Origin of the sequence: Enterovirga sp., assembly GCF_035325185.1 — a bacterium.
Taxonomy (GTDB): Bacteria; Pseudomonadota; Alphaproteobacteria; order Rhizobiales; family Beijerinckiaceae; genus Enterovirga.
In genome coordinates this window covers 1,190-13,683 of sequence record NZ_DAOLAJ010000093.1, presented here as the reverse complement: position 1 = coordinate 13,683, position 12,494 = coordinate 1,190, and the positions used below count along the sequence as shown (strand labels likewise).

Genomic DNA, 12,494 nt, shown 5'->3' with positions numbered 1-12,494 from the left:
CTCGGCGGCTACGCCATGGGCATGTACCTGATGCGGCAGATCGGGGCGCGCGGGGTCTATGCGAACCCGGTCCTGCCAGATTTCATGGTCTTCCTGAACTGGAAGGAGCTGCCCTGGTACTGGTGGGGCTTCGGCCATTTCCCCTTCGCGGCCGTGATGGTGCTGCTCGCGCCGGGCATCCTCGCCTTCGTCTTCGGCTGGCTCGCCTTCCGCTCGCGCGTGACGGGCGTCTACCTCTCGATCATCACCCAGGCGATGACCTATGCGCTGCTCCTCGCCTTCTTCCGCAACGACATGGGGTTCGGCGGCAATAACGGGCTCACGGATTTCAAGGACATCCTCGGCTTTCCGATCCAGGCGCGGGAGACGCGGGCGGCCCTGTTCTTCTGCTCGGCCCTGGCCCTCGCGCTCGGCTATCTCCTCTGCCGGGCGATCGTCGCCTCGAAGCTCGGCAAGGTGCTGGTCGCGATCCGCGACGCGGAGAGCCGCACGCGCTTCATCGGCTACAGGGTCGAGCACTACAAGCTCTTCGTCTGGACCGTCTCGGCCATGCTGGCGGGGATCGCGGGGGCGCTCTACGTGCCGCAGGTCGGCATCATCAACCCGTCCGAATTCGCGCCCGCCAATTCCATCGAGACTGTCATCTGGGTCGCGGTGGGCGGGCGCGGCACCCTCGCCGGGGCGGCGCTGGGCGCCCTCGCCGTCAATGCGGGCAAGACCTGGTTCACCGGCGTCCTGCCCGAATTCTGGCTCTTCGCGCTGGGCGCGCTGTTCGTCGTGGTCACGCTCTTCCTGCCGAAGGGCCTCCTCGGCACCTTCCTCGAAGCCTGGGGCTATCGCCGCAGGCCGCCCGAGCCCGAGACCATGGACGAGGACGGCGTCGAGCATTCCGCACCGGCCGCGCCGGCTGGAGCGAGGTAGAGCCATGACGCTGCCCGTCACCACCGCCCTTCTCTATCTCGACGGCGTCTCGGTCGTGTTCGACGGCTTCCGGGCGCTGAACAACCTGTCCCTGACCATCGGCCGGGCCGAGATGCGGGCCATCATCGGCCCGAACGGCGCCGGCAAGACGACCATGATGGACGTCATCACCGGCAAGACGCGCCCGACTGATGGCCAGGCCATCTTCGCGGGCACGCACGACCTGACGCGCCTCGACGAAGTCTCGATCGCCCAGCTCGGCATCGGCCGGAAGTTCCAGACCCCGACTGTCTTCGAGATGCACACGGTCGAGGACAATATCCGCCTTGCGCTGAAGGCGGATCGCCGGCCCTTCCCGACCCTCTTCGCGCGCAGGACGGCGCAGGAGCAGGAGCGGATCGACACCCTTCTGGAGCGCGTGCGCATGAGCGGCCAGCGCTCCCGGCCCGCCTCCGAGCTGAGCCACGGCCAGAAGCAATGGCTCGAGATCGGCATGCTGCTGGCGCAGGAGCCGCAGCTTCTCCTCGTGGACGAGCCCGCCGCCGGCATGACCGACCAGGAGACCGCCGACACGGCCGACCTCCTGCGCGAGATCGCGCAGACCCGCTCGGTGGTCGTGATCGAGCACGACATGACCTTCGTGCGCGATCTCGGGGTCAAGGTCACCTGCCTGCACGAGGGCTCGGTGCTGGCGGAGGGTCCGCTCGACCAGGTTTCGGCCGACGAGCGGGTGGTCGAAGTGTATCTCGGACGATGAACGGGCCCGCGGCACCTGCCTCTCCCCGCCAGCGGGGAGAGGCTGGAGGTTTCCCCATGCTGAGCGTCGACGATATCTCTCTCTATTACGGCGCCGCCCAGGCGTTGCGCGGGGTCTCGCTGGAGGCGAGGCTCGGCGAGGTGACCTGCGTGCTCGGCCGGAACGGAGTCGGGAAATCCTCCCTCATGCGCGCCATCGTCGGCCACCGGCCCATCGCGGGCGGCAAGGTGGAGCTGGACGGCCGAGATATCTCGCGGCTCAGGCCCTATGACCGGGCGCGCCAGGGAATCGCCTATGTGCCGCAGGGGCGCGAGGTCTTCCCGCTCCTCACCGTCCGGGAGAATCTCGAGACCGGCTACGCCCCCCTGAAGCGCAAGGACAGGCACGTGCCGCCCGAGGTCTTCGACATCTTCCCCGTGCTGAAATCGATGCTGCACCGGCGCGGCGGGGATCTCTCGGGCGGCCAGCAGCAGCAGCTCGCCATCGGCCGCGCGCTGACGACGCGCCCGCGCCTTCTCGTCCTCGATGAGCCGACCGAGGGCATCCAGCCTTCCATCATCAAGGATATCGGCCGCGCCATCTCCTATCTGCGCCATCGCGGCGACATGGCGATCGTGCTGGTCGAGCAATATTTCGAGTTCGCGCGCGAGCTCGCCGACCGCTTCATCCTGCTGGAACGCGGCGAGGTGGTGATGTCCGGCGGCCGGAAGGAGCTGGAAGGAGACGACGTGCGCGACCGCATGGCCATCTGAGCATCATCCGGGGGGCGGAGCGCAAACAGCCATTGCCCCGGCGCGCGCATCGCGCGATGTGTCGCCCATGACCTCTCACGCGCCCCCGCCTCGTCCCGAATCCGATGCGTTCCTGGGCGACCTCGCGGCGATCGTCGGGCCCGAGCATGTCAGGACCTCCGCCGAGGATCTCGCCCTCGCGCTGCGGGAGGAGCGCGGCCTCTACCAGGGCCATGCCCTGGCCCTGGTGCGGCCGGGCTCGACGGCCGAGGTGGCCGGCGTGGTCCGGGCCTGCGCGGCGGCCGGCATTCCCCTGGTTCCCCATGGCGGCAACACGGGGCTCGTCGGCGGCGGGGTGCCCTATGGCGGGATCGTCCTGTCCCTCGCGCGCCTGAGCAAGGTGCGCGCCATCGATCCACTGAACGCGACGATGACGGTGGAGGGGGGCTGCGTGCTTCTCGACGTCCAGGCCGCGGCGGAGGCGCACGACATGCTCTTCCCGCTCTCGCTGCCCTCCGAGGGCTCGTGCCGGATCGGCGGCAACCTCGCCACCAATGCCGGCGGCACCGCTGTCCTGCGCTACGGCAATGCGCGCGAGCTGATGCTCGGGCTCGAGGTCGTGCTGGCGGACGGCCGGGTCTGGAACGGGCTGAAGGGCCTGCGCAAGGACAATACCGGCTACGACCTGCGCCACCTCTTCGTCGGCTCGGAGGGCACGCTCGGGATCATCACGGCGGCGGTGCTGAAGCTCTTCCCCGCCATCAAGGCGCGGGCCACCGCTTTCGTCGGCTGCGTCTCGCCCGAGGCGGCGCTCGCGGTCTTCTCGCGCCTGCGCAAGGAGGCGGGCGAATCGCTCGTCGCCTTCGAATACCTGCCGCGTCTCGCCCTCGACATCGTGCTGAAGCACGCCCCCGATTCCGTCGAGCCGCTGGCGGGCACGCACGATTCCTACGCCCTCGTGGAACTCGCCTCGCCGCGCGCGGAGGCCGACCTGACCGGGCTCCTGGAGATCGTGCTCTCGGAGGAGATCGAGGCGGGACATGTCGAGGATGCGACGATCGCCGCCTCCGAGGCGCAGCGCCAGGCGCTCTGGCTCCTGCGCGAGCGCATTTCCGAGATGCAGCGCTTCGAGGGCGGATCGGTCAAGCACGACGTTGCGGTGCCGGTGTCGCGCGTGGCCGAGTTCATCCGGGAGGCGAGCGCGGCCTGCATCGCGGCCATGCCGGGCGTCCGTCCGCTGCCCTTCGGGCATTTCGGCGACGGCAACATCCATTTCAACCTCAGCCAGCCGGTCGGAATGGACAAGGAGGCGTTTCTCGCCTCCTGGGAGACCTTCAACGGCATCGTCCACGACATCGTCCAGGCCATGGACGGCTCGATCTCCGCCGAGCACGGCATCGGCCTGATCAAGCGCGACGAGCTGCCCCACTACAAGGATCCGGTCGCGCTCGACCTGATGCGAACCCTCAAGGCCACCCTCGATCCGCGCGGCATCCTCAATCCCGGCAAGGTCCTCGCGATGGGCGAGGATATCCCCGCGGCCCTCCCCACGCGAAAGGTCAGGTGATCATGGCGCTCGACATCCTTGCTTTCGGCGAGCCGCTCTACGAGCTTGCCGAGACCGGGCGCGACGGCGAGACCTTCTTCCGGCAGGGCATCGGGGGCGACACCTCGAACGTGGCGATCGCGGCGGCACGCCAGGGGGCGCGGGTCGGGGTCTTCTCGCATCTGGGCGAGGATGCCTTCGGCCGCGCCATCCTCGACCTGTGGCGGCGCGAGGGGATCGACCATTCCACCGTGCGCCTGGTCGAGGGCGGGGCGACCGGCCTCTATTTCATCAACTACGGACCGGACGGGCATCATTTCAGCTATCGCCGCGCCGGCTCGGCGGCGAGCCTTGTCGGCCCGCGCGATCTCCCCCTCGACCAGATCGCATCCTCGCGGCTGCTCTACGTGTCGGGGATCAGCCAGGCCATCTCGTCGGGTGCCGCCGATGCGGTCTTCGCCGCCATCCGCCACGGCCGCGAGAACGGCGGCCTTCTCGCCTACGATACGAATTTCCGCCCCTCGCTCTGGCCGCTCGACCGGGCGCGGGCGGTGATCCACGCGGCGATCGCGGGGGCCGACGTCGCCCGGCCGGGGCTGGACGATGCGCGGAAGCTGACGGGGCTCCAGACGCCGGACGAGATCGCCGATTTCTACCTGAGGCTCGGCTGCGGGATCGTCGCCATGACGCTCGGCTCGGAGGGCGTGCTCGTCGCCACGGTGTCGGAGCGGCGCACCATCCCGGCGCGCCGGGTCGCGGCCGTGGATGCGACGGGCGCGGGCGACTGCTTCGGCGGGGCGTTCCTGGCGGAATGGCTGCGCCATCGCGACCCGTTCAAGGCCGCCGACTACGCCAATGCGGCCGCGGCCCTGAAGACGCTCGGACAGGGGGCCGTGACGCCCATTCCGTATCGTCCCGAGGTCGAGCGCTTCGTCGCGGCGAAAGGGTGAGAGCCGCCCCTGCTTCTCCCCGCCAGCGGGAGAGGGTTCCGCTGCGAGCCGCCGACGCCGGATGCGTTTCTCAGCGCGAGCGGCTCATGATGGAATAGGAGCGATAGGAGCGGCCGCGGCGCGACCAGCGGCCCCGCCGGCTCTTGCGGCCGACGCCTGTCGGGGGCGGCGCGGCATCGGTCTCCGGGGCGGCGGCGGCTCCGTCGGAGGCATCAGGCTGGGCGTCGGTGAGCTTCTGTCCCTGGAGCGCGCGAGTGCGGTCGGCCTCCGTCACGTCGCGCCGGGCCGCCGTGAGCTGGCGCTGGGCGTTCGCGATCTCCGCGCCGACATCCGCCTTGACCGCGGACATGCGCGTCAGCTCCTCGCGGGTGGCGAGGACCTTCTTCTCGAGGTCGGCGATGCTCGCCGAGGCGGCGACATGGCGCGTCAGCTCGGCATTCAGCCGCTCGCTCTTCTCGGTCGCCTCCATGATCTGGAGGCGCTGCGTCTTCTGGACGGAGGCCGCCGACCATGAGGAAAGGCCGAACAGCACCCAGCCCAGCGCCGCGAAGGCGCCGAGGATCAACGCGGGCGGGCGCGTCAATTCCTGTCTCAGATCGACAACCGGCATGTCACCTCGAAACCCTCGGAACGCATCGTCGAAGCATGGCTTTTGCCGTTGACGTCGCCGCGTCCGAGCGCGCAGTCATGGCGGCACATTATGATCGCACCAAGGCGACCGAGCGGCTGGGCGCTCGATTCAGGGCCGTATAAGCCCTCGGGGAACGGGAAGGAAGCCGCATGCCGCTCGTCGCTCGCCGCAAGCTTCGGCAAACGTGGCGGGAGGCGGTCGCGGAGCGGGGCGGCGCCCGGGCGGAAAGCCTGCTCGCCCGCTTCGAGGCGCTGTGCGGCGAGGGCATGGAGCCCGGCGAGGCCGCCTATCGCGTGCTGGAGGCGGAGGGGCTCCTGTGGCGCGTCGACGAGCCTGGGCGCATCATCCCCTCGCCCTCCGACCCGGACGACCTGCCGGCGGCCTGACGGTCCGGCCCGCTCTCAGGCGCCGGCGGCGGCGTGCGGGGCGGCGAGGACGGCCAATCCGTCCTGCGCCGCCGCGGGAGAGGCGTGGCGGCCCGCCTCCGCGAGGCAGAAGCCGGCGGCCTCGACGAGCCGGACGGCGCAGAAATCGGCATGGGTCGCCTCCTTCATCGTCTCCAGGGAGGCGGCGTCGATACCCCAGATTCCGACGACGATCCGGGCGCCCGGAAGCCGCCGGCGCAGGCGGCGCACGGCGTAGCGCAGATAGACGGGGGCGCCCGGATCGAGGCTCGACAGGCAGACGATCCGGGTCTGGGGCCGGTCCAGCCGCTCGGCGCCGGCGGCCGTGAGCGCATGGGCGCTCTCCACGCGGGCGCCGATGCCGTGCTTGCCGAGGAGCTTGGCCAGCATCTCGGCGGCGATCCGTTCGAGTTCGGTGCGGCTGCCGATGCACAGGACGGGCTCATCCCCGCCCCAGCCCCCGAGATCCGCCGGCTCGATCCGGGCGAGGAGGCTCGCCTCGCGATTCGCCTGGTGCAGCTTCGCCTGCAGGTCCCCGTCCGGGTCGTGCCCGTCGGTCCGGGCGAGCCCGGCCGACCATTCCGCGGCCGGCTCGTCGGGATCCTCGTGCTCGCCGAGATCCTCGATCATCTGCGTCATGGTGGCCGCGACGCGGTCGAGCTGCCGCTCGTCGAGCGCGCCGCGGGCGAGGTCGGCCTGGGCGAGGGCGAGGCTGCCGAGCGCCACCTCGTCGTAGAAGGTCGCGAGCCTGTGATCCTTCAGGAACTCGTCGGCCTTGTCGATCGCCTCCGCCGCGTCGCCCGCGAGGGCGCGCTGGTAGAAGCTCTCCGGGAAGGTGAGGGGAGGGCGGTCGCCCAGCATCACGTCGAGGAAGCGGAGCTGCTCGACATGGCGCCCCAGCACCACGAGGCAGACCGTGAGCGGCGTCGCCAGGATGAGCCCGACCGGCCCCCACAGCCATGTCCAGAACGTTACCGACAGGATCACCGCGACCGGCGAGAGGCCGGTGGAATGGCCGTAGACGAGCGGCTCGATCACCTGGCCGACCAGGAATTCGGAGATGGCGAAGAAGCCGGCAGTGACGAGAAAGGACGTCCAGGTCGGATCGACCGCGGCGGCCAGCACGAGAGGGCCGCCCGCGGCGATGAGGACGCCGAAATACGGGATGAATTTCGAGATCGCCGCGAGAATCCCCCACAGGATCGGATTCGGGATGCCGACGAGCCACAATCCCGTCGCGATCACGACGCCGAAGGCGGCGTTGAGCAGGACCTGGGCCAGGAAGAACTTGCTTAGCCGCGTCGCCGCGTCGTTCATGGCGGCGGTCGTGCGCTGGAGGTCGCGCGAGCCCGCGAGGCGGATGGCGCGGTTGCGCAGGTCGCTGCGCTGGAGCAGCATGAACACCGTGAAGACGATCACGAGGCCGGCCGTGGCGAGCGGCTTCAGCGCGGGGCCGACGATGCTCGTCAGCGTCTTCACCGGGCCCGCGGGCGGCTCGGTCACCTCGACCGGGATCGGTGCCGGGGGCGCGAGCCCGTCCGGCTTGGCGCCCTTCGCCATTTCCTGGGACAGGCTCTCGCCCATGTCGAGGAGACGGTCGAAGGGGCCGCCGCCGGCGGCGCCCTTGAGGGAGGCGAGCTTTTCGCGGATCGTGCTCTGGTAGCGCGGGAGCTGTCCCGCCAGCTCCGTCATCTGGCCCGCGACGACGGTGCCGACGACGCCGATCGCCAGGAAGGTCAGGAAGACCACGATGGCGACGGGGAGCTTGCGGCCGAGGCCGAGCTTCTGGAGCGCCCCGACCGGGATGGCCAGGACGAAGCTCAGCAGGATCGCGAAGACGACCGGGACCAGCACCTCCCGGCTGAGATAGAGGCCGCCGATGACGAGGGCGGCCGCGAGAATCGAGCCGGGCGTGAACTTGGGCGCGGTGCCCTCGGCCTCCGCCTGGCTCGGCTGCGACATCTCCCGGTTCCCCACGCCATGCCTGGTTCCGGGCAACGCGCGTCGGGCCGCTTTCGATCCAGGGACCGCCGCGCCGGCCTTATGCTTTCGCGCCGGTATCGCCCGCGAGACCCGTGGCCCGGATGCCGGCGACGGCGCAGGCTTCGTCCTTGTCGGAGAGGTCGCCCGAGACGCCGACCGCGCCCAGCACCGCGCCGTCCGAGCCGCGCACGAGGACGCCGCCCGCAACCGGGACGAGCCGGCCGCCGCTCGCCATGGCGGCGGCGGAGACGAAGGCCTCGCCCGCCGGCCCGGTGGCGATCCGGTCCGCGAGGACGCGGCTTCCGGCGCCGACGCCGAGCGCGCCCCAGGCTTTCCCGGTGGCGATCTCGACCCGCAGGATGCCCGACCCGTCCTCGCGCTTGAGCGCCACCGCATGGCCGCCCGCATCCAGGACGACGACCGTCATCGGCGCGAGTCCCAGGCCCCGCGCCTCGGCGAGAGCGGCCTCCACGATGATCGAGGCTTGGGCGAGGGTGAGGCTGGCCATGGAAAAATCCGCGCAGAAGAAGGAAGGCGTCGAACCATAGAGCAAGCGGTGGGGAAGGGAAGTCCTTGCCCCCGCGGAAACAGAATGCGGGAACAAGAGGTTGGATCGCCTTCGGGGCAGGGAGGCCCCCTTCCACCCTGCGAAGGCGGCAGGGCGCGCGTTCAGAGTAATTTTACCAAAGGACGCTCACATCGTCCCGTCGTCTTGCGGGAGGCGGGGCATGAGCGATTCGAAGGACCTCGATCTGGACATGCGCGAATTCTGCTCGCGGGTCCTGCGCGAATACGAGGACGTGATCGCGACCATCATCCAGCGGCCGATTCCGATCGCCGCCGCCGAGCCCGGGCCGGGCGTCGGCGCGCTCGCCATCGACGGCACCCTGCCCTCCGAGCCGGCCTGACCCGGCCCGCCCGGGACCTCCTTCCCGCCCGTGCCTTCCGGCCCGCTCGCGCCCGATCCTCCGGGACAGGCGGGACCTCGCGCCCTGCTCGGATGGATGCTGTTCGACTGGGCGTGCCAGCCCTTCTTCACCCTCGTCACGACCTTCATCTTCGCCCCCTATTTCGCGGGGGTCCTGGCTCCCGACGCCGTGCGCGGACAGGCGCTCTGGGGCTATGCCACGGCGGCGGCCGGCTTCGTGCTCGCCCTCCTGTCGCCGCTCCTGGGCAGCCTCGCGGATGCCCACGGCGCGCGCAAGCCCTGGATCGCGGCCTCCTGCCTGGTCCTCGGGGTCGCGTCCGCGGCGTTGTGGTTCGCGCGTCCGGGCCTGCCCCAGGCCGTCCCCCTGGCGCTCGGCGCCTTCGCGGTCGCGATGGTGGCGGCCGAGGTCGCGGCCGTGTTCAACAACGCCATGATGGTGCGCCTCGTCGGCGCCCGCGCTCTCGGGCGCCTGTCCGGCCGGGGCTGGGCGATCGGCTATGCCGGCGGCTTCCTCTCGCTTCTCCTGATGCTTGGCCTGATCATGGCGCGGCCGGAGACCGGCCGCACGCTCGTCGGCCTTCCTCCCCTCTTCGGCCTCGATCCCGGCCTGCGCGAGGGGGACCGCGCCTCGGGGCCCTTTACGGCGATCTGGCTCCTCGTCTTCGTCTGGCCGCTCTTCGCCTTCACGCCGGACGCGCCCGCGAGCGGCCTGCCGCTCCGGGAGGCCGTCCGGCAAGGATGGCGGCGCCTCGCCCTGACCTTGTCCGAGGTGCGGCGCTCTCCGCCGCTCCTGCGCTTCCTCGCCGCCAACCTCATCTACCAGGACGCGATCGTCGCGGTCTCCGCCTTCGGCGGCATCTACGGGGCCGGCATGTTCGGCTGGAGCGCGACGGAACTCGGGCTGTTCGGGATCATGCTCACCGTCATCGGCACGATCGGATCGCTGATCGGCGGCTGGCTCGACGACCGTTTCGGCGCGCGATCCGTGATCATGGGATCCCTCGTCATCCTCGTCGTGGTCTGCCTCGGCTTCGCGGTGGTCGGGAAGGGGCGGGTGCTGTTCCTCGAGACCGGGCCGGGCGGCCCCGGCCTCTATGGGAGCCTGCCGGAGAAGATCTTCCTCGTCCTCGGGCTGGTCTATGGCGGGGTGATCGGACCGCTCCAGGCGTCCGCGCGCTCCCTGATCGCCCGCTCCGTGCCGGAGGCGGATGCCGGGCGCTATTTCGGGCTTCTCGCCATGTCGGGCAAGGCGACCTCGTTCCTCGCCCCGCTCATGGTCGCGGCGGCAACCCAGGCGACGGGCTCGCTCGCCGCCGCGCCCCTCATCCTCGTGGTCTTCTTCATCGCGGCGGCGCTCCTGATGCGGGGCGCCCTCCGCGTCTGAGCTTGATGCCTCAATGCCGGAAATGGCGGTGGCCGGTGAAGACCATGGCGAGCCCGGCCTCGTCGGCGGCGCGGATCACCTCGTCGTCGCGCATCGAGCCGCCCGGCTGGATGACCGACGTGGCGCCCGCTTCCGCGGCGGCCAGCAGTCCGTCGGCAAAGGGGAAGAAGGCATCGGACGCGACGGCCGAGCCCTTGACGTCCAGCCCCGCCATCTCCGCCTTTATGGCGGCGATGCGAGACGAGTTCACGCGGCTCATCTGGCCCGCGCCGATTCCGACGGTCGCGCCGTCCTTGGCATAGACGATGGCGTTCGACTTCACGAATTTGGCGACCTTCCACGCAAACACGAGGTCCGCCATCTCGGCCGCGGTGGGCTGCCGGTTGGTCGCGACATGCAAACGGTCGTAGAGGGCGAGGTCGGCCTCCTGCACGAGGAGCCCGCCTGCGACCGTCTTCGCATCGAGGCGCGGCGGAGCGACGAGGGGCCATTCCCCGGTGGCCAGGAGACGCACATTCTTCTTGGCCGATACGGCTTCCTTCGCCTCGTCGGTGACGGACGGGGCGAGGATCACCTCGACGAACTGTCGGTCGACGATGGCGGATGCCGTTGCGCCATCCAATTCGCGATTAAAGGCGATGATGCCGCCGAACGCCGACTCGGTGTCGGTCCTGTAGGCGCGGTCGTAGGCGGCGAGGAGCGTGTCGGCTTCCGCAACGCCGCACGGGTTGGCGTGCTTGACGATGACGCATGCCGGCCGGTCGGCGAAGGATTTCACGCATTCGAGCGCGGCGTCGCTGTCGGCGACATTGTTGTAGGAGAGCTCCTTGCCGAGGAGCTGGCGCGCGCTGGATACGGTGCCGGGGTCGGGGTTGCGCGCGACGTAGAAGGCGCCGCGCTGGTGCGGGTTCTCGCCGTAGCGCATGTCGATCGACTTGCGGTACTGCGACGAGAAGGTGGGCGGAAAGCCGTCTGCCTTGCCCTCGGCGCTTTCGGCCGCGGCGCCGAGCCAGTTGCTGATCGCGCCATCGTAGGCGGCTGTGCGAGCGTAAGCCTTGGCGGCCATCCGCTTGCGGAACTCGGGCGTTGTTTTTCCGTGATTTGCGGCCATCTCGGCGAGCAACGCGGCGTAATCGTCGCCATCAACGAGAACGGTCACCGAGGCGTGGTTCTTGGCAGCGGCGCGGATCATGGCAGGGCCGCCTATGTCGATGTTCTCGACGCAGTCGTCGAAGGGTGCGCCGCTCGCGAGCGTCTGCTCGAACGGGTAGAGATTGACGATCAGGAGGTCGATCGCCGCGATCTTGTGCTTTTCGGCGGCGGCAATGTGCTCGGGATTGCCGCGCACACCGAGCAGGCCGCCGTGGACCGCGGGATGGAGCGTCTTCACGCGGCCATCCATGATTTCCGGAAAGCCCGTTACGTCCGCCACGTCGGTGACGGCGAAACCCGCGCCTTTGAGTTTTGCAGCCGTGCCGCCGGTCGAGATCAGCTCGACGTTCCATTGCGCGAGCGCGTGAGCCAGATCGTCGAGCCCTGCCTTGTCGGACAGCGAGATCAGCGCGCGGCGGATTCTGGGATTCGGATCTTTCATCGGTCGTTCGTGTCCTTGGACATTTTCCGTTCGTGATGCGTGGTCGATCTAGAGCCGTTCCGGTTTTAGTGAAATCGCGGAACGGCTCTAGGTTTTTGTTTTTTTTGCGCCTCTTATCGGACTTGGTTACTTGCCTGGCTCCGCCATGACCGATCCCCACTTTTCCAGAAACACTCTAGTCCTGGCCTTCGAGCACCCAGCGGACCTCCGTCTCGCCGAAGGTCGCGCCGCGGGCCACGATCTGAAGCGATCGGCGTGGACCGGCGGAATCGGCGAAATAGGTGCTCTCCTCGATCGCAAGCCGTGCGCCTTCGAGGCTGAACCACCAGGTGTCTCCGCCGGGCAGGTCAATGACGGCGACACTCGGATTTTCGCTGCGGCGGCAGCGCACCGTTGGGTGCAGATGGAAATGGATGGCAAACGGCACATCCTGGCGCAAGCGCATGTTGCCATGCTTTCCGGCCAGGCGGTCGATGCCGAGCAGACGACGGCCCGATGCCCCGAGCGCCAGCGTGCGGTGGTGGATCAGATTGAAGCGGCGCATGTAGCCGTCGTGCCGGCTCGTGATCTCGACGCCGCCGTCCTGCGCTTCGACCTTGGCTGCGACCTCGTCCGGGAAGCGGATCGGAGGTCCGCCCACCAGCTCCTCAAGCACCCTGTGGCGG

Annotated in this window: 13 protein-coding genes; 8 read left to right on the top strand and 5 right to left on the bottom strand. The window is 69.7% G+C overall.

Annotated elements, in window-relative coordinates; all coding sequences use genetic code 11:
* From urtC to PKD06_RS15450, 5 genes are all read left to right on the top strand, one after another.
* Nucleotides 1-921, top strand: a 921-nt coding sequence (gene urtC, locus PKD06_RS15470; RefSeq protein ID WP_324381616.1) for an urea ABC transporter permease subunit UrtC, incomplete at its 5' end; no start/stop codon positions are given.
* Between the two features lie 4 nt (nt 922-925).
* On the top strand, nt 926-1,678 hold the full coding sequence (gene urtD / locus PKD06_RS15465) for an urea ABC transporter ATP-binding protein UrtD (protein WP_324381614.1): 753 nt from the start codon (nt 926-928) through the stop codon (nt 1,676-1,678).
* Between the two features lie 56 nt (nt 1,679-1,734).
* On the top strand, nt 1,735-2,430 hold the full coding sequence (gene urtE, locus PKD06_RS15460) for an urea ABC transporter ATP-binding subunit UrtE (protein ID WP_324381612.1): 696 nt from the start codon (nt 1,735-1,737) through the stop codon (nt 2,428-2,430).
* Between the two features lie 67 nt (nt 2,431-2,497).
* The gene (locus PKD06_RS15455) at nt 2,498-3,976 is read left to right on the top strand and encodes an FAD-binding oxidoreductase (RefSeq protein ID WP_324381610.1); all 1,479 of its coding nucleotides are present in this window, start codon (nt 2,498-2,500) and stop codon (nt 3,974-3,976) included.
* A gap of 2 nt (nt 3,977-3,978) precedes the next feature.
* Nucleotides 3,979-4,905 carry a sugar kinase gene (locus tag PKD06_RS15450; protein WP_324381608.1) on the top strand — a complete coding sequence of 309 codons (927 nt, stop codon included), beginning with the start codon at nt 3,979-3,981 and terminating at the stop codon, nt 4,903-4,905.
* Between the two features lie 70 nt (nt 4,906-4,975).
* Here the strand turns inward: PKD06_RS15450 and PKD06_RS15445 are convergent, their stop codons facing one another.
* Nucleotides 4,976-5,515 (bottom strand): hypothetical protein, encoded by a 540-nt coding sequence (locus tag PKD06_RS15445; protein WP_324381606.1) that lies wholly within the window; start codon nt 5,513-5,515, stop codon nt 4,976-4,978.
* Nucleotides 5,516-5,685: 170 nt separating this feature from the next.
* Here PKD06_RS15445 and PKD06_RS15440 point away from each other — a divergent pair, with 170 nt between their 5' ends.
* Nucleotides 5,686-5,922, top strand: a complete 237-nt coding sequence (locus tag PKD06_RS15440; protein ID WP_324381604.1) for a hypothetical protein — start codon at nt 5,686-5,688, stop codon at nt 5,920-5,922.
* Between the two features lie 15 nt (nt 5,923-5,937).
* On the opposite strand, the gene PKD06_RS15435 is transcribed toward PKD06_RS15440, so the two are convergent.
* Both PKD06_RS15435 and PKD06_RS15430 read right to left on the bottom strand, forming a co-directional pair.
* A complete protein-coding gene (locus PKD06_RS15435; protein WP_324381602.1) occupies nt 5,938-7,902 on the bottom strand; it encodes an AI-2E family transporter in 1,965 nt (654 codons plus the stop codon).
* 79 nt (nt 7,903-7,981) lie between these two features.
* Nucleotides 7,982-8,431 carry a heme-binding protein gene (locus tag PKD06_RS15430; protein WP_324381600.1) on the bottom strand — a complete coding sequence of 150 codons (450 nt, stop codon included), beginning with the start codon at nt 8,429-8,431 and terminating at the stop codon, nt 7,982-7,984.
* Nucleotides 8,432-8,651: 220 nt separating this feature from the next.
* Between PKD06_RS15430 and PKD06_RS15425 the strand changes: the two genes are divergently transcribed.
* Nucleotides 8,652-8,831, top strand: coding sequence for a hypothetical protein (locus tag PKD06_RS15425; protein ID WP_324381598.1), 180 nt, complete (start codon nt 8,652-8,654; stop codon nt 8,829-8,831).
* 30 nt (nt 8,832-8,861) lie between these two features.
* The gene (locus PKD06_RS15420) at nt 8,862-10,235 is read left to right on the top strand and encodes an MFS transporter (protein WP_324381596.1); all 1,374 of its coding nucleotides are present in this window, start codon (nt 8,862-8,864) and stop codon (nt 10,233-10,235) included.
* Nucleotides 10,236-10,245: 10 nt separating this feature from the next.
* Here PKD06_RS15420 and purH read toward each other — a convergent pair whose 3' ends face one another.
* Together purH and PKD06_RS15410 are read right to left on the bottom strand one after the other, a co-directional pair.
* Nucleotides 10,246-11,829, bottom strand: coding sequence for a bifunctional phosphoribosylaminoimidazolecarboxamide formyltransferase/IMP cyclohydrolase (purH, locus tag PKD06_RS15415; RefSeq protein ID WP_324381595.1), 1,584 nt, complete (start codon nt 11,827-11,829; stop codon nt 10,246-10,248).
* A gap of 175 nt (nt 11,830-12,004) precedes the next feature.
* Nucleotides 12,005-12,494: heparinase II/III family protein (locus PKD06_RS15410; protein WP_324381592.1), on the bottom strand; the 490-nt coding region annotated here is incomplete at its 5' end.

Coding starts and splice junctions, on each gene's coding strand:
- PKD06_RS15445 (WP_324381606.1), bottom strand. CDS start 5,515: ATGCCGGTTGTCGATCTGAGACAGGAATTGACGCGCCCGCCCGCGTTG.
- PKD06_RS15435 (WP_324381602.1), bottom strand. CDS start 7,902: ATGTCGCAGCCGAGCCAGGCGGAGGCCGAGGGCACCGCGCCCAAGTTC.
- PKD06_RS15450 (WP_324381608.1), top strand. CDS start 3,979: ATGGCGCTCGACATCCTTGCTTTCGGCGAGCCGCTCTACGAGCTTGCC.
- purH (WP_324381595.1), bottom strand. CDS start 11,829: ATGAAAGATCCGAATCCCAGAATCCGCCGCGCGCTGATCTCGCTGTCC.
- PKD06_RS15455 (WP_324381610.1), top strand. CDS start 2,498: ATGACCTCTCACGCGCCCCCGCCTCGTCCCGAATCCGATGCGTTCCTG.
- PKD06_RS15425 (WP_324381598.1), top strand. CDS start 8,652: ATGAGCGATTCGAAGGACCTCGATCTGGACATGCGCGAATTCTGCTCG.
- PKD06_RS15440 (WP_324381604.1), top strand. CDS start 5,686: ATGCCGCTCGTCGCTCGCCGCAAGCTTCGGCAAACGTGGCGGGAGGCG.
- urtE (WP_324381612.1), top strand. CDS start 1,735: ATGCTGAGCGTCGACGATATCTCTCTCTATTACGGCGCCGCCCAGGCG.
- PKD06_RS15430 (WP_324381600.1), bottom strand. CDS start 8,431: ATGGCCAGCCTCACCCTCGCCCAAGCCTCGATCATCGTGGAGGCCGCT.
- urtD (WP_324381614.1), top strand. CDS start 926: ATGACGCTGCCCGTCACCACCGCCCTTCTCTATCTCGACGGCGTCTCG.